This window comes from Arthrobacter sp. Y3221114 (assembly GCF_059092625.1).
Window position 1 is genome coordinate 294397 of record NZ_JBNHHW010000003.1, and the last position, 16348, is coordinate 310744.

Below are 16348 nucleotides of genomic sequence, written 5' to 3' on the forward strand. Positions count from 1 at the left end.
CAGCCGGGGACGGCCCACCTAAGATGGTCACGTGATACCCGCTACCCCCGCCGCGTTTCTCGCCGCAGCAGCACCGGGAACACGCGTGGTGGTCCGCTACCGGATCGAGGGCGGCTTCACGGACGTGCTCGGCGAGCTGCTGGCCGTCGATGCCGACAGCTGCACGGTGGGCACCCGGCGCGGCGACGTCGTCGTTTCCTTGTCGGCCGTGGCCGCGGCCAAGCAGGTGCCGCCCGCCCCGCCGCGGCGCCGCCCGCGCGCCGGCGGTCAGCCCTCGTAGCTGTCCGGCAGTTTCCGCAGCGCCCACAGGGGTGAGAACAGCACGGGCGCCGCGGCGAGCGCGGACCCGGCCGCACCGATCCACAGGGTGGGCACCAACCCGATGGTTTCGCCCAGCACGCCCGCCAGCAGCCCGGAGAGCGGCAACACGCCGTACACCACGAACCGGATCGAGGCGTTCATCCGCCCGAGCAGCCGCGGCGGGCAGACCCGCTGGCGCATCGTCACCTGCATCACGTTGTAGACCAGGGAGCAGAAGGAGACACCGGCCTCGGCGACGATCAGCAGGAGCAGCGCCGAGGCGGTATCCGGCATCAGCGCCGACAACGGCATCGCCGCCAGGAAGACCGCCGACGCGACGCTCGCCAGCGGAATCAGCGCCCCTTCGCCGGTCACCTTCGCCAGCTTGGGCGCCGCCACCGCGCCCAGCAGCCCGCCGGCCGCGGCGACCGAATAGACCAGCCCCAGCGCGCCCGGGCCCAGGCCCAGTTCGCGCAGCACCAGGATGGGAAACAGCGTGAAGGCCAATCCGGCGAAGAAATTTGTCAGGCCCGTGCACGCGGCTATCCGGCTGATCAGCGGATGCCGCACCACGAAGCCAAGCCCTTCCCTGATTTCCACCACGAGCGGCCGCCGGCCGTGCCGCGGCGCAGGCACTTCGCGGTCTGCGGTGCGGACCAGGAACAGGGCCGAGAAAAGATAGCCGAGCGTGTCCGCGAGGAACAGCAGCGGAGCCGCCATCACCTGCAGCAGGCCGCCGCCCGCGGCGGGTCCGCCCATCCTCGCCAGCTGCGCGGTGCTCTCCAGCTTGGAGTTCGCCGACGCCACCTGGTCGCCGCGCACCAGGACCGGGATGTAGCTCTGGTAGGCCACGTCGAAGAACACCGTGGCGCAGCCGAGCACGCCCGCCACCGCATACAGGTGCCACATTTGCAGCACGCCCATCCACCACAGCAGCGGCACGGACAGCATGGCGGCGGCTCGGACCAGGTCGGCCGTGATCATGACCCGCCGCTTGAGCCAGCGGTCCACCCAGGCGCCCGCGGGCAGGCCGATCAGCAGGAAGGCAGCGGTGGCGCTGGCGTTGAGGACACCCACCTGGAATTCGCTGGCCCCGAGAACGATCACCGCGAGGACCGGGACGGCCAGTTGGCCGACCTGGACCCCGACCTGGCTGATCGTCTGCGCCGACCAGAAGGTGAGGAAGTTCGGGTCCCGCCACAACGACGGCGGTGCGCCGGCCGGGTGGGCAGCGTCGGCTGCCGGGGCGGTTCCGGAGCCCCGTGGAGCGGGTGCCTGAGTCACAGGTCACAGTCTCGGGCAGCGATTGGGGAAAGTCAATCATTAGGCGCCTGGTGTCGTATGCTGGAGACATGCCTACGGACCAGGACCTGCAAGCCACCGGGCGGGCGCTCAGCTCCCCGGTACGGCTGCGCATTCTCCGGCTCTGCCTCCACCGGTCGCGGACCAACAAAGAGATCGCGGAACTGCTCGGCTTGAATCCGGCCACCTCGCTGCACCACGTGCGCACGCTGCTCAACACCGGGTTCCTGGAGGCCGAGGAACCGCGAAAGGGCAACCGGGGGGCCAAGGAAGTCCCCTACCGCGCCACCCGGATGTCCTGGGGCGCGAAGATGCCGGACGCGGCACCGGTGCTGGTAGAGACCTTCCTGCAGGAAATCGACGGCCTGGCCCCGGACGAGATCGAAACCACCCGGATGGGCATCAAACTCAACGACGCGCACCGCCAGGAGATGCTGGGGAAGATCCGCGCAATCTTCGAGGAATACGCGATGTTGCCCGCCGACGAGGACGGGACCGCAACCTCAATCTTCATGGCCCACCATCTGGACCAAACGGCGAATTGACGCGCGGCGCGCGGACGGCCCGAATCAGGCCCCGGCCCGCCGCGGCTTGAGCGCCCAGGCGCAGGCCAGCAGCGCCACGACGGTGGCGAACACCAGTCCGATCATCCAGATCCGGCCCGCCACGGCGATCGGCAATTCCACCGCCGCTGTGGTCCCGGTGACGATCAGCGGCTCGGCGCCGGGGGCCAGCGCCATCAGTCCGACGAGGACGTACGAGAGGACACCCGTCAGGCCGGCGATCAGGACGTTGTGCGTCTTGAGCCCGGCCCAGACCATCACCGCCAAGGCGAACAGCAGGGCCGCCGCGGCGCCCCACGGATACCCGGACTCCCCGGCATAGAGAATCTGCGAGTGGAGTGCCGTTCCCGCGACCGCCGTCACCACCGCGCCGAAGACAGCCGTGCCCCACCCGTGAAAGGCGGGACGCCGCCGTCGTGCCGCGCGCCGTTCGGGGCCCTGGCCCGAAACAGCGGAAGGCAACCCGCCGTGGTCTCCGGCGGGTTGCCTCAGCTCTGTCATAGGTCCAGTTTATGCCCGGGCGCGCGCACGGGCGGCCTTGAGCCGCTCGTTGGCATCCAGGACCACCTTGCGGATGCGGATGGACTCCGGGGTGACCTCAACGCACTCGTCCTCGCGGGCGAATTCGAGGGACTCCTCCAGGGTCAGGTTCCGCGGCGGGGTGAGGTTCTCGAAGCTGTCGGAGGAAGCGGCACGCATGTTGGTGAGCTTCTTTTCCTTGGTGATGTTCACGTCCATGTCGTCCGCCCGCGAATTCTCGCCCACGATCATGCCTTCGTAGACCTCGGAGGTGGGCTGGACGAAGAAGGAGCCGCGTTCCTGCAGGTTGATCATCGCGAAGGGCGTGACCACGCCGGCCCGGTCGGCCACCATCGAACCGTTGGTGCGGTACTCGATCGGCCCGGCCCAGGGCTCGTAGCCCTCGGAGATGGACGCGGCGATGCCGGCGCCCCGGGTTTCGGTCATGAACCGGGTGCGGAAACCGATCAGGCCGCGGGCCGGAACAATGAACTCCATCCGGACCCAGCCGGTGCCGTGGTTGGCCATGTTGACCATCCGGCCCTTGCGGGCGGCCAGCAGCTGGGTGACGGCGCCGAGGTACTCCTCGGGCACGTCGATGGTCATGTGCTCCATCGGCTCGTGCACCTTGCCGTCGATGGTCTTGGTGACCACCTGGGGCTTGCCCACGGTCAGCTCGAAGCCCTCGCGGCGCATCTGCTCCACCAGGATGGCCAGCGCCAGCTCGCCGCGGCCCTGGACCTCCCAGGCATCCGGGCGCTCGGTCGGCAGCACCTTCAGCGAGACGTTGCCCACCAGTTCCTTGTCCAGCCGGTCCTTGACCTGGCGGGCGGTGACCTTGGCACCCTTGACTTTGCCGGCCAGCGGCGAGGTGTTGATGCCGATGGTCATTGAGATGGCCGGATCGTCCACCTTGATGAGCGGCAGCGGCTGCGGGTTTTCGGCGTCGGTCAGGGTCTCGCCGATGGTGATGTCCTCGATCCCGGCGACGGCGACAATCTCGCCGGGGCCGGCGGATTCGGCCGGCACGCGGGAGAGTCCCCGGGTGGCCAGGAGTTCGGAAATGCGCACGTTCTTCAGCTGGCCGTCCTGGCGGGCCCAGGCCACGGTCTGCCCCTTCTGCAGGGTGCCGTTGTAGATGCGCAGCAGCGCCAGGCGGCCCAGGAAGGGTGAGGCGTCCAGGTTGGTCACGTGCGCCTGCAGCACGCCGTCGGGGTCGTAGGACGGGGCCGGGACGTGCTCCATGATGGTGGCGAACAGCGGCTCCAGGTCCTCGTCCTCCGGCAGGGTACCGTCGGCGGGCTGGGTCAGCGAGGCGCGGCCGGCCTTGCCGGAGGCGTAGACAACGGGAACGTTGAGGACGGCGTCCAGGTCCAGATCGGGGACTTCGTCGGCAAGGTCGGAGGCCAGGCCCAGCAGCAGGTCCATCGATTCGGCGACGACGCCGTCGATCCGTGCGTCCGGACGGTCGGTCTTGTTGACCACCAGGATGACGGGGAGCTTGGCGGCCAGCGCCTTGCGCAGCACAAAACGGGTCTGCGGCAGCGGGCCCTCGGACGCATCGACCAGCAGGACCACGCCGTCCACCATGGACAGGCCCCGCTCCACCTCGCCGCCGAAGTCGGCGTGCCCGGGAGTGTCGATCACGCTGATGGTGATGGTCTCGCCCTGGGCGGACGGGCCGGAGTAGAACACGGTGGTGTTCTTGGCCAGGATGGTAATGCCCTTTTCACGTTCCAGTTCCCCGGAGTCCATGACGCGCTCTTCGGTTTCGCCGTGGCTGGCGAAGGCACCGGTGTGCTTCAGCATGGCATCCACGAGGGTGGTCTTCCCGTGGTCGACGTGGGCTACGATGGCGACGTTGCGAAGGTCGCTGCGAACGGCGCTCTGCGTCGATGCGGTGGTTTCAGACATGCGGGATTACTCTTCCGTGGATTACATGGAACCTGGGCCTAATATCGGACAGCCAGCGCCGTGCCCGGATGCGGGTAGGCACTCCATTGTAATCCGCAACGCCACCCATGGCCTAACGCGGCCCGGAGCCGGGGCCGGCGGCGGGCTGGAGTCCTGGGGTCAGGCCACCTCCGGCGGCAGCTCCAGGCTCGCGCCGGGAATGGCGGCCAGCAGCTCCTGCGTGTACCGCTGCTGCGGGGAGTCGAAGACGTTGTCCGTGGTGCCGGCCTCCACCACCTTGCCCTTTTCCATCACGGTGACGTGGTCGGCGATCTGCCGGACCACGGCCAGGTCGTGCGTGATGAACAGGTAGCTCAGGCCCAGGTCCTGCTGCAGGCCGGCCAGCAGGTCCAGGATCTGGGCCTGCACCAGCACGTCCAGCGCGGAGACCGCCTCGTCGCAGATCACCACCTCGGGGTCCAGCGCCAGCGCACGGGCGATGGCGACGCGCTGGCGCTGGCCGCCGGAGAGCTCGTTCGGGAACCGGCGCATGGCGGACGCCGGAAGCGCCACCTGGTCCAGCAGCTGTCGGACCTTGGCTTCGCGGCTCTTGCGGTCCCCGATGTTGTGCACGCGCAACGGCTCCTCAATGGTGCGGAAGATGTTGTACATGGGGTCCAACGACCCGTAGGGATCCTGGAAGATCGGCTGGACCCGCCGGCGGAAGGCAAGCAGGGCCTTGGCGTTGAGGGCGGTCATGTCCACGCCGTCGAAGACAATGTGGCCGCTGGTCGGCGACTCGAGGTTCAGGACCATCTTTGCCACGGTGGACTTGCCGGATCCCGACTCCCCCACCACCGCCGTCGTGGTGCCGCGCTTGATATTGAAGGACACGTTGTCCACCGCGGTGAAGTCGGTGGACTTCCCAAACCCGCTGCGCAGCTTGAAGACCTTGGTCAGGTCCTTGACTTCAATGACGTTGTCGGTGGATGTGGCCTCCTGCCCGACCGGTGCCAGTAGTTCGGAGGTTTCGATGCCGGCGGCCTTCGCCGACTGGATACGCCGCGACGCCAGGGACGGCGCCGACTCAACCAGCCGTCGCGTGTAGGGGTGGCGCGGATTCTGCAGAATCTGCAGGGCGGGACCCGACTCCACGACCCGGCCCTTGTACATCACCACCACCTTGCGGGCACGCTCGGCGGCCAAACCCAGGTCATGGGTGATCAGCAGGACGGCGGTGCCGAGGTCCCGGGTCATCGATTCCAGATGGTCCAGGATCTGGCGCTGCACCGTCACGTCGAGGGCTGAGGTCGGTTCGTCGGCGATCAGCAGCCGCGGCCGGCACGACAAGCCGATGGCGATCAGGGCGCGTTGGCGCATGCCGCCGGAAAATTCGTGCGGGAACTGCCGGGATCGGCTGGCGGCATCGGGCAGCCCCGCCTCTGCCAGGACGTTGGCCACCGCGGCATTGTCGGAGGGGAGCCCGTTGGCCCGCAGCGTCTCCCTGACCTGGAAGCCGATCTTCCACACCGGGTTGAGGTTGGACATCGGGTCCTGGGGCACCATGCCGATCGAATTGCCGCGCAGTTCCACGATTCGCTGGCTGCTGGCGCCGGCCAGGTCTTCCCCGGCGAAGACGATCTGGCCGCCGGAGACCCGGCCGTTTTCCGGGAGCAGCCCGATGGTCGCCAGCGCCGTGGTCGACTTGCCCGAGCCAGATTCGCCCACTATGGCCACGGTCTCCCCCGGCATGACCGTCAGATGGGCGTCTTTGACCGCTTCCACGTCCCCGGTGGACGTTCGAAACGTGATCGCCAGGTCCTTGATCTGCAGCAGGGGCGCGGCGTCGTCGACCTCGCGGATGTGCGTCATCGCTTCCTCGCCTTCGGATCGAGTGCGTCGCGGAGGGCGTCACCGAGCATGATGAAGCTCAGCACGGTGACGGACAACGCCAGCGCCGGCCAGAGCAGGCTGGCCGGGTTGGAGCGCAGCGACACCTGGGCCGTGGAGATGTCATTGCCCCAGGACATCACGTCGGGCGGCAGCCCAATGCCCAGGAAGGACAGGGTGGCCTCGGCGACGATGAAGATGCCCAGGTTCACGGTCACCACCACGATGACGGGCGCCAGCGAGTTGGGGATGACGTGCTTGACCAGGGCGGCGACCCTGGAAACGCCCAGCGACCGGGCCGCCGTGACGAAGTCGGCGTTGCGCACGGAAATGACGGCGCCCCGGGTGATGCGGGCCACCTGCGGCCAGCCGAAGACCACCAGCGTGATGACCACTGTCCAGACGTTGCGGTTGGCCCGGAACAACGGCAGCTGCATGATGATGATGGCGCCCAGGATCAGCGGCAGCGCGAAGAAGACGTCGCCGATCCGGGCGATCACCGCATCCAGCCAGCCGCCGTAGAAGCCGGCAATGGCACCGAGCGTCCCGCCGATCAGCAGTGCGCCGAGCGTGGCGAAAATACCCACCGTCAGCGATGCCTGGGTCCCGTGAATGATGCGCGAATAGACGTCGCATCCCTGCTTGGTGAACCCCAGCGGGTGCCCGGGCGCCGGTCCGCCGTCGGAATTGGCCAGCAGGCAATTCTGCGCCGGCGGCGTCTGCGTGAAGAGCCCCGGGAAGAGCGCCACGACAACCACCAGCAACAGCAGCAGCGCCGAGATGATGAAGAGCGGTTGGGTCCGCAGGTTGCGCCACGCTTCGGCCCACAGGCTGAGCGGCTGGACATCCTCGTCGACTTTGTCGGTGGCCAGCACCGGAGTTTCGTCCAGGGGGGCAACGAAATGCTCGATGGCCGGGTTGTCGCGTTCCAGCGGTTCTCTAGGCATAACGGATCCTCGGGTCGAGCCAGGCATAGAGCACGTCCACCAGCAGGTTGGCCAGAATGTAGACGAGCACGAGCACGCTGACGATGGACACGATGGTGGGGCCCTCGCCCCGCAGCACGGACTGGTACAGTCGCTGGCCGACGCCGGGGACGTTGAAGATTCCCTCGGTCACGATCGCCCCGCCCATCAGGGCTCCGAGATCGGCGCCCAGGAACGTCACGACCGGAATCATGGAGTTCCGCAGGATATGCACGACGACGACGCGCGGCCGGGACAATCCCTTGGCCATCGCGGTGCGCACGTAGTCGGCGTTCATGTTCTCGATGATCGATGTTCGGGTCAGGCGCAGCACGTAGGCCAGCGACACTAGGCCCAACACGACGGCCGGGAGGATCAGGTCGGACCAGCCCGCTTGGGCGCCCACTGTGGGTCTGGCCCAGCCGAGCTTGACGCCGACGAGGAACTGTAGGACGAATCCGAGGACGAAAATCGGGATCGCTATGACGATCAGCGAGGCGACCAATACGGTCCCATCGAACATCCGGCCCTTCCGCAGACCGGCGATCAAACCGAAAAGGATGCCGAAGACGGCTTCGAAGACCAGCGCGAGGATGGCCAGCCTGACCGTAACCGGGAAGATTTGGGCCAGCACCTCGGCAACAGGCCTGCCGGAGAAGTCGTTGCCGAGATTGAAGGTGACGAGGTTTTTCAGATAGAGGACGTACTGGATGAGGAACGGCTGGTCCAGGTTGTACTGCGCCCGAAGCTGGGCGGCCACCGCTGGGTTGACGGCGCGGTCACCGAACAGTGCCTGGATGGGATCGCCCGGAAGCGAAAAAACGAGGAAATAGACCAGGAACGTGGCGCCAAAGAACACCGGGATCATCTGCAGGAAGCGCCGGAAGATGTACCAGAGCACTAGCTTCCTCCTTGCGCCCTGCGTGCCGCCAAGTGATGGATCATCAACCCTGCCTCTCGCTGGGGGGGGGTCAGGTTTGGGGCGTTGCGGGGCCCGGCCACCGCCCGGCCCCGCAGCGCCTCGGGGTCACTTGCCGGTGATCTGGTGGTAAATCGGCACCCCGTTCCAGGCGGTGTCCACGTCCTGCACGACGGAACTCCAGCCGACCTGCCGGACCTGGTACCACAACGGGACGACAGGCAGGTCCTCCATCAAAATCTCCTGCGCCTCGTTGAAGATCTGGTTGCCCTCTTCCGGCGTGGCCGCCCCCAGCCCCTCGCGCAGCTTCTGGTCGAACTCCTTGTTCGAGTAGTCGCCGTCGTTGGATCCAGCCCCGGTGCCGTACAGCGGGCCGAGGAAGTTGTACAGCGACGGGTAGTCGGCCTGCCAGCCGGCACGCGAGGCGCCGGTCATCTCCTTTGCCGTGACCTTGGTCCTGAGCTCGGGGAAGGTGGCGTAGGACTCGAACTGGGCGTCTATGCCGAGCACGTTCTTCAGGCCGTTAGCGACTGCTTCGATCCATTCCTTGTGGCCGCCGTCGGCGTTGGAAGCGATGGTGAACGTCCTGTCGCCCCACGGTTCGATCTTGTCGGCTTCCGCCCACAGCCGCTTGGCTTCCTCCTCGTTGTACTGCAGCACTTCGTTGCCCGGGATGCTCTCGCTGTAGCCCGTGAGCACGGGGGCCGTGAACTCGGTGGCCGGCTGCCGCCCGCCCTGGAAGATCACCTGGGTGATCTCGTCCCGGTTGATCGCCATGGAGATGGCCTGGCGCCGCAGATGGCCGGCCTCGCCGGTCCATTCTTCCAAGTACTGCGGAATGACGATGGTTTGGTTGCCGGCATAGGGCTTCTCCAACCAGCGGCCCTCGCCGAGGTCGGTCTTGAAGTTTGCCAGCGCGCTCGGCGGGATGGTGTCGAGCACGTCCAGGTTGTCCGAGAGCAGGTCCTGGTAGGCCGCCTCAAAGGACGAATAGAACTTGAACGTGATCCCGCCGTTCTGCGGGGTCCGGGTGCCCTGGTAGTCCGGGTTCGGCACCAGTTCGATCTGCACGTCGTGCTGCCACGCGCCGTCACCGGCCAGCATGTAGGGTCCGTTCCCGACCGGGTTCTCCCCGAAGGCCTCCATGTCCTCAAAGGCCACGGGCGGCAGCGGCGCGAACGCCGTGTAGCCCAGGCGCAACGGCCAGTCCGATTCGGGCTGTCTCAACGTCACGTTGAAGGTCGTGTCATCGACGACCTTGAGCCCGGACATCTCCTTCGTGGTCGCGCCCTCGGAGCTGACCTCGTCGTATCCTTCGATGCTTTCGAAGAAATAGGCGCTCAGCTGGGCGTTCTCGACGGAGGCACCGTAATTCCAAGCGTCCACGAAGGAGCTGGAGGTGACCGGGTCACCGTTGGTGAACGTCTGGTCCGGCTTGAGGGTAATCGTGTAGTTCTGCGAGTCTTCGGTCTCGATGGATTCCGCTACCGCGTTGACCGGTTTGCCCTCGGGATCGTAGCTGATCAGGCCTTCGAAGATGAGGTCAATCACGCGGCCGCCGCCGACCTCGTTGGTGTTGGTGGGGACCAGCGGGTTCTGCGGCTCCGTGCTGTTGGCCGTGATCACCGCTTCGGCGTTGCCGTCGCCGCCGCCCTCCGTGCCACCGCCTCCGCCACCGCCACCGCCGCAGGCCGTCACCGCGAGCGCTGCCGCGGCTGCCAGTCCAACCAGTCGGGATGTTCGAGCGAAACGCATGCCGCCTCCTCAGGTACCGTGCTCCATCCGGCGGCTTGTGACGCCGGACCGGTCCGCGCCGGCATGGTTCGCAGCCGGGCGGGCTCAGGTGGCACCAGCATATGCGCCAACTGTGACGCTGATAACAGGCCTTGCTTCCAATCGGGTTGCAATTTGCCGAAAAGGGATGCTAAAAGCGGCCGCTGCCGAGGTTTCGGTCGGGGACACGGCCACGTACCCGGCGGGCGTCGGCGACGGCCCGGGTCGCGCCTCTCAGGAGAGCTCGGCGAGCTTGGCCTTCCAGTAGGCACGCCAGTGGTCAAGCTGCTCGGTCGACTCGAGCCGTTCATGCTGCAGGCCCACCGAGGACTTGCCTGACGGCTTTTCGTAGATATGCACGCTGACCCAGGAGCCGTCGGCCAACCCGCAGCGCCAGTACCGCCACTTGGCGGTGTCGCTCAACTCGGGCCCGCGGGTAACCGCGATGCCCGAGAATTCCTCCGCGCCGCCAACCACGGCAACCCACTTGTTTCGCGCCTCGTCCATGCTTCCGGTGACGGTCTTGCTCACCGAGGTTTGGAACTCCCCGTCGCAGCCCTGGCCGGGCTGGCGCCGGCCGATCTGCTGTTCGTAGGCGACGGTGGCCGTTTGCGCCCACCAACCGTCCGCGAGCCCCGCCTCGTGCAAGGCAGCGGCGATGTCCTTGTGGCTCAGTTCCTTGGCACCGATGCCGGCCAAGAACTCCTCCACCTCGGACCAGCTGACGCCAATGCCCTTTTCGATCGCCTCGATGTTCATGCTGCGTACCACTAACACTCCTGGATTGCGCGATGGCCGGCCGCGCCGTCGTGGCACCGCGCCGGCCAGGGGCGGCTGAGCCCCCGCCGCCATTTCATCATGGGCGGGGAGCCCGGCACTATGTAAGGCGGAATGGCGGGTCAGTCGCCGCCGGCGAGCAGCTGGGCGCGGAGTTCGCGGCGCTCGCGCTGCTTCTCCGGATCGGGCAACGGTACTGCCGCCAGCAGCCGCTGGGTGTACAGTTCCTGCGGGTTGCGCAGGATCTCGTCGCGGGTGCCCTGCTCAACGATCCGGCCGTGGCGCATGACGCAGATCCGGTCGGCGAGCACGTCGATGACGGCCAGATCGTGGGTGACAAACAGGCAGGCGAAGCCCAGTTCCTGCTGCAGGTTCTGGAACAGGTCCAGCACCGTGGCCTGGACCGACACGTCCAGTGCGGAGGTGGGCTCGTCCGCCACCATCAGCTTCGGTTCCAGCGAGAGCGCCCTGGCAATGCCCACACGCTGCTTCTGGCCGCCGGAGAGTTCGTGCGGATAGCGGTTGCGGTACGCGCGCGGCAGCTCCACCTGGTCCAGCAGCGCCTCGATCTTCCGCTGCAGCGTGGCGCCCTTGGCGACGCCGGCGAGGTACATCGGTTCGCCGATGCTCTCGCCGATCGGCAGCCGGGGATTCAGCGAGGACGACGGGTCCTGGAACACCATGCCCACGTGGCGGCGCAGCGCGTGCAGCTGCTTGGGCCGGGCGCCGGCGATCTCGTGGCCCACCACGCGCAGGGAGCCCTCCGCGACCGGCAGCAGCCCGACGGCGGCGCGGCCGATCGTGGTCTTGCCCGATCCGGATTCCCCGACCAGGCCGACCACCTGTCCGGGATAGATGGACAGGTTGGCCCCCTCCACGGCGCGGAAGGCAGGCACCCGGCCCTGTTTGGGATATTCGATGGCTACGTTGGTCAGCTGCAGCACGGGGTCGCCCTCGGTCGACTCATCGCGTGCCTGCGCCAGGGCTTCGGCGTTTTCGCGTTCGCGCCGCTGCAGCTCGGTCTCGTCAATGCTCAACGAGACACCGGTTGCGGCGGCCAGCGCCGCCGTGAGGTCGACTTCCGTTCCGTCCTCGGGACGCCCGCCCAGGTGGGGCACGGCGGCCAACAAGGCCTGCGTGTATTCGTGCCGAGGATTGTTGAAGATTTCCATCGCGGTGCCGGTCTCCACGATGCGGCCGCGGCGCATCACGGCGATCTTGTCGGCCAGGTCGGCCACCACGCCCATGTCATGGGTGATCAGCACGATGGCGCTGTCCAGCTTGTTGCGCAGGTTGCGCATCAGGTCCAGGATCTCGGCCTGCACGGTGACGTCCAGGGCGGTGGTGGGCTCGTCGGCGATCAGCAGTTTGGGGTCGCAGGAGAGCGACTGGGCGATCATGGCGCGCTGACGCTGGCCGCCCGAAAGCTGGTGCGGATAAGACCGGAAAGCCTTTTCCGGGTCGGGCAGCTCGACCAGCTCGAGCAGCCGCAGCGCCCGCTGCCGGGCCTCATCGGGCGAGATGGCGTTGTGCAGCCGCAGCGTTTCCACGATCTGGAACCCGATCGTGTACACGGGGTTCATCGCCGTCATCGGTTCCTGGAAAATGACGGCGACGTCGTTGCCGCGCACCTGCCGGAGCTTCGCGCTGCTGAGGCCCAGGATCTCGCGCCCGTTGAGCTTGACGCTCCCCGTGACGCGGCTGTTGGACGGCAGCAGGCCCAGCAGCGCCATGGAGCTGGCGCTCTTGCCGGAACCGGATTCGCCCACAATGGCCAGGACTTCGCCTGCCTTGACGTCATAGCTGAGGTTGATGGCGGCGGGCACCCACTCCTTGTCCACGCCGAAGTCCACGCTGAGGTTGGTGACCTCCAGGACGGGTGCTGCGCCGCCGGCCGTCTCCAGATCTCCTGCCGGCAGCGTCGGATCGATGATTTCAGTCATAGCTGGTCTTTCCCTTCCAACCTGTCGCAGTTGGTTGATGCTAGTGGAGAACTGGTACCCGGGCCTGAAACTATGGGGTCATGACAACGTCTGCTGCCGCCGGCTCCACGGTCTTCCGTCCGCGCTCCGCGACCTGGTTCACGGGTATCGTCTGGGCGATCGTGGCGGTCAGCCTGGCGTCCTCGGTGCTCACGCACGGCCCGGGCAGCCTGCTCGTCTCCTGGCCGCTGCTCACTATTGCCTATCTGACCTGGTGGCTGGCCTGGTATCCCGCCGTCGTGATTGGCGACGACGGCGTGGTGCTGCGCAACCCGGTGCGCACTGCCTCCGTGCCCTGGGCAGCACTGGCGACGGTCGACACCAAATATGCGCTGACCCTGGTCACCCCGCGGAGGAAGTACACCTCGTGGGCCGCGCCGGCGCCCGGCATGTTCGGCGTCCACCGCGCACGCGCCGACCACGTCCAGGGGCTTCCGGAGACCACCTACGGGCCGGCGCAGTCGATCCGGCCGGGCGATCTCGCCAACACCGATTCCGGGGCAGCCGCGTACTACGTGCGCAAACGCTGGGCGGAGCTTCTGGCTGCGGGCCGCATCAGCATCGGAGATGCCGACAACGTCCCGGTGGGACGGACGCCGAACTGGGCGGTGCTCGCCGTCGGGACGGTGCTCGCGGTGCTCAGCGTCGTGACGCTGGCCCGCTGAGCCGGGCCCCAAGTGGCCGGCAAGGCGACGGGTGCCCATCCTAGACACCCGTCGTCGCGGTGGTTCCGGTCTCGGGGTGCGCGGAAACCGCCGCCGCCTTCGCCCGCTTGGCATTGAACTTTTTCTGCCGCGGGTCGAACGCGTCACGCAGTCCGTCGCCGATGAAGTTGATGCACAGGCAGATGGCCACGATGAACATGCCCGGCCACCAGAACAGCCACGGACGGGTCTGGAACGCTTCCTGGTTTTGGCTGATCAGCGAGCCCAACGACACGTCCGGTGCCTTCACGCCCATGCCGATGTAGGACAGGCTGGTCTCCAGCAGGATCGCCGCCGACATGCTCAGGGTCACGGAGACGATGATGACGCCCACGGCGTTGGGCAGGATGTGCTTGAAGATGATGCGTGCGCTGGACGCGCCGGCGATCCGTGCGGCATCGACGAATTCGCGCTCGCGCAGGGACAGGAACTCGGCGCGCACCAACCGTGCCAGGCCGGTCCACACCACGGCTCCCACGAAGAGGCCCAGGAAGTAAGGCTGGACGTTCGCCCCGACGGCCCGCCCGGCGACCTGGCCGAGCACCGCAGCGATGATGATCAGCGGGATCACGATGACGACGTCGGTCAGCCGCATCAGCACGGCTTCGACCCAGCCGCGGAAGTAACCGGACAGCGCGCCGACCACCACGCCGATGACGCCGCCCACGAGGCCGATGATGAACATCACGGCCACGGAGATCTGCACGCCGCGCATGGTTTGGGCGAACGTATCGCGCCCCAGGCGGTCCTGTCCGAACGGATGTTCGCCCAGGCTGAACGGGAACACCTGCAGGGTGGGCGCTCCCCCGTTCACCATGTCGTTGACCCCGTTGTGGGTGTACTTCCACCAGCCCGGCAGGCCGAACATCCCGCTGGAGGAATAGGCGACCAGCAGGATCAGGCCGAAGACCACGAGGCTGATGACGGCGGCGGTATTGCCAATAAAGCGCCTGCGGACGATCTGGCCTTGGCTGAGGCCGGCCTTATTCTCGTTGGTGGCTGCGACGGGTTTCGTTGCTGTGGTGCTCATGCCTTTACCCTCACTCGCGGATCAAGCGCGGAGTAGACCAGGTCCGCGACAAGGTTGAAGGCCAGTGCCAGGATGCCCGTGATGAGGAAGACACCCATCACCGGATTCGGGTCGACCCTTTGCAGCGCCTGAATGAACAGCTGGCCCATGCCGGCGAAGGCGAACACCTGCTCGGTAATCACTGCGCCGCCGATCAGCCCGCCGATATCGAAGGCGACGATCGTGGCGATCGGGATCAGCGCGTTCCGGAACGCATGGCGCATGACCACGGTGCGCTCGCCCAGGCCCTTGGCCCGGGCGGTGCGGATGTAGTCCATGTTCATGATCTCCAGCATCGAGGACCGCGAGTAGCGGCTGTAGGACGCCAGCGAAATCAGCAGCAGCGCGATGGTGGGCAGCAGCAGGTGGGTGAAGGTGTCGAGGCCGTGGACCCAGTAGTCACCCTTGAGGTTCGGCGTTTCCGAGCCGATGGTGGCGATGGGCCGCTGGTTGACGCGCCCGTTGGTGAAGTAGGTGGGCCATGCCTGCATGTAGCGGTCGAGCGCGATGAGGCATCCGACGAGGAAGGCGGTTATCGCCGCGGCGTTCATGCTCTGGCGGCGGTCGTAACCGCCCATCAACCACCCGACCGCGAGTCCTACCAGGACGGTGGCAAGGGCCAGCAGGAAGATCATCAGCCCGGTGGCCTGGGCCAGCAGCGGCTGGATCGGGAAGTAGATGATGACGCCGATGCCCACGGTGATCAGCGCCGAGTAGAGGGCCTTGCGGTTCTTCAGGCCCGCGGCCAGCATGGTGATGCCGAAGGCGATGCCGGCGCCGCTGATGGCGATCACCACCAGCCCGAGTCCGGGAGTCTTGAACCACTGGGTGACCGACAGCCCCCAGAACACCGCGGCGGCCAGCAGGAACCCAATTCCGGCGGCGCCCAGTTTCCGCTTGTAGCTGCCGTTCGCGCAGACGAACCATACGACCGCACTGACCAATCCGATAATGAGGATGGATTGCAGCGGTATGTCGGGGTCCTTCAGGAAGTTATTGAATCCGATGGCACCGAATTCTTTCAGCAGGACGGCTACCCAGAAAACGGGAAGTGAAAAGAATAGGAACGCCATGAAGGTAATGCCGTAATCCAGGGCGCTGTATTGCCGCAGTGCCGAAACAATGCCCAGGGAAACACCAATGACGATGGCGAGGACTGTTGCCGCCGTGACCAGCAGAATGGTCATGCCCATGGCCCGGCCCAGTTCGACGGTGACCGGCTGGCCGTTGACGGCATAGCCCAGGTCGCACTGCGCCACGAACGGGACGACGCACTTGGCGGCGCCGGCCAGCCAGCCGAAGTACCGGATGGGCGCCGGCGTCCCCAGGTCGAGCAGCGCAATGCGCTGCTGCATGAGCTGTTCCTTGTTCGCGGCATTACTCTCCCGGAGGTCATGCAGGGGATCACCCGACAGCGCTGTCAGCTGATAGACCAGGAAGGAGGCACCTAAGAGAATGAGCACGGCGGTGAATAACCGCCTCACAATGTAGGTCACCATAGCGTTTTCAACCTCGTTGATATGTGTTTGCGGATCTTGTGGATCCGGCATTTTCACAGTGAGTGTAATGCAGGTTACACACGAGCGGAATTTGGGAAATCCCAATCACTTATGCGGGAAAAGTCGGTGCTAAATGCCGCAAGGCGCCGGGACCGTGGTGCTCAAGGTCCCGACGCCTTGCATGCTTTCTGCC

Annotated in this window: 14 protein-coding genes; 3 read left to right on the forward strand and 11 right to left on the reverse strand. The window is 66.7% G+C overall.

Going from position 1 to position 16348, the window contains the following annotated elements:
- Positions 1 to 31 precede the first annotated feature (31 nt).
- Positions 32 to 280, forward strand: coding sequence for a putative acetyltransferase (locus AC5RV3_RS08340; RefSeq protein WP_493989066.1), 249 nt, complete (start codon positions 32 to 34; stop codon positions 278 to 280).
- Here AC5RV3_RS08340 and AC5RV3_RS08345 read toward each other — a convergent pair.
- Positions 268 to 1584, reverse strand: a complete 1317-nt coding sequence (locus tag AC5RV3_RS08345; protein ID WP_494121714.1) for an MFS transporter — start codon at positions 1582 to 1584, stop codon at positions 268 to 270. The two genes, AC5RV3_RS08340 and AC5RV3_RS08345, sit on opposite strands and share 13 nt — an antisense overlap.
- Before the next feature lie 68 nt (positions 1585 to 1652).
- On the opposite strand from AC5RV3_RS08345, the gene AC5RV3_RS08350 reads away from it, so the two are divergent.
- Positions 1653 to 2147, forward strand: a complete 495-nt coding sequence (locus AC5RV3_RS08350; protein WP_494112988.1) for an ArsR/SmtB family transcription factor — start codon at positions 1653 to 1655, stop codon at positions 2145 to 2147.
- A 24-nt stretch (positions 2148 to 2171) separates the two neighbouring features.
- Here the strand turns inward: AC5RV3_RS08350 and AC5RV3_RS08355 are convergent, their stop codons facing one another.
- The 8 genes from AC5RV3_RS08355 to AC5RV3_RS08390 form a co-directional block, all read right to left on the reverse strand.
- Positions 2172 to 2666 (reverse strand): hypothetical protein, encoded by a 495-nt coding sequence (locus AC5RV3_RS08355; protein WP_494121715.1) that lies wholly within the window; start codon positions 2664 to 2666, stop codon positions 2172 to 2174.
- 9 nt (positions 2667 to 2675) lie between these two features.
- On the reverse strand, positions 2676 to 4598 hold the full coding sequence (gene typA, locus AC5RV3_RS08360; RefSeq protein ID WP_493989062.1) for a translational GTPase TypA: 1923 nt from the start codon (positions 4596 to 4598) through the stop codon (positions 2676 to 2678).
- 159 nt (positions 4599 to 4757) lie between these two features.
- Positions 4758 to 6449, reverse strand: coding sequence for a dipeptide ABC transporter ATP-binding protein (locus AC5RV3_RS08365; RefSeq protein WP_494121716.1), 1692 nt, complete (start codon positions 6447 to 6449; stop codon positions 4758 to 4760).
- Positions 6446 to 7414 carry an ABC transporter permease gene (locus AC5RV3_RS08370; protein WP_494121717.1) on the reverse strand — a complete coding sequence of 323 codons (969 nt, stop codon included), beginning with the start codon at positions 7412 to 7414 and terminating at the stop codon, positions 6446 to 6448. The genes AC5RV3_RS08365 and AC5RV3_RS08370 overlap by 4 nt, the downstream gene beginning before the upstream one ends.
- Positions 7407 to 8333, reverse strand: a complete 927-nt coding sequence (locus AC5RV3_RS08375) for an ABC transporter permease (RefSeq protein ID WP_494112983.1) — start codon at positions 8331 to 8333, stop codon at positions 7407 to 7409. Before AC5RV3_RS08375 ends, AC5RV3_RS08370 begins: the two co-directional genes overlap by 8 nt.
- Before the next feature lie 126 nt (positions 8334 to 8459).
- Positions 8460 to 10106, reverse strand: coding sequence for a peptide ABC transporter substrate-binding protein (locus AC5RV3_RS08380; protein WP_494121718.1), 1647 nt, complete (start codon positions 10104 to 10106; stop codon positions 8460 to 8462).
- Between the two features lie 252 nt (positions 10107 to 10358).
- Positions 10359 to 10895, reverse strand: a complete 537-nt coding sequence (locus tag AC5RV3_RS08385) for a hypothetical protein (protein ID WP_494121719.1) — start codon at positions 10893 to 10895, stop codon at positions 10359 to 10361.
- Between the two features lie 128 nt (positions 10896 to 11023).
- Positions 11024 to 12844, reverse strand: a complete 1821-nt coding sequence (locus AC5RV3_RS08390; RefSeq protein ID WP_494121720.1) for an ABC transporter ATP-binding protein — start codon at positions 12842 to 12844, stop codon at positions 11024 to 11026.
- 80 nt (positions 12845 to 12924) lie between these two features.
- Between AC5RV3_RS08390 and AC5RV3_RS08395 the strand changes: the two genes are divergently transcribed.
- Complete coding sequence (locus tag AC5RV3_RS08395) at positions 12925 to 13548, forward strand: PH domain-containing protein (protein WP_494121721.1); 624 nt, start codon at positions 12925 to 12927, stop codon at positions 13546 to 13548.
- Positions 13549 to 13588: 40 nt separating this feature from the next.
- Here AC5RV3_RS08395 and AC5RV3_RS08400 read toward each other — a convergent pair whose 3' ends face one another.
- Both AC5RV3_RS08400 and AC5RV3_RS08405 read right to left on the reverse strand, forming a co-directional pair.
- Positions 13589 to 14617: an ABC transporter permease gene (locus AC5RV3_RS08400; RefSeq protein ID WP_494112978.1), complete on the reverse strand. Its 1029-nt coding sequence runs from the start codon at positions 14615 to 14617 to the stop codon at positions 13589 to 13591.
- Positions 14614 to 16155 (reverse strand): ABC transporter permease, encoded by a 1542-nt coding sequence (locus AC5RV3_RS08405; RefSeq protein WP_494121932.1) that lies wholly within the window; start codon positions 16153 to 16155, stop codon positions 14614 to 14616. The genes AC5RV3_RS08400 and AC5RV3_RS08405 overlap by 4 nt, the downstream gene beginning before the upstream one ends.
- Positions 16156 to 16348 lie beyond the last annotated feature (193 nt).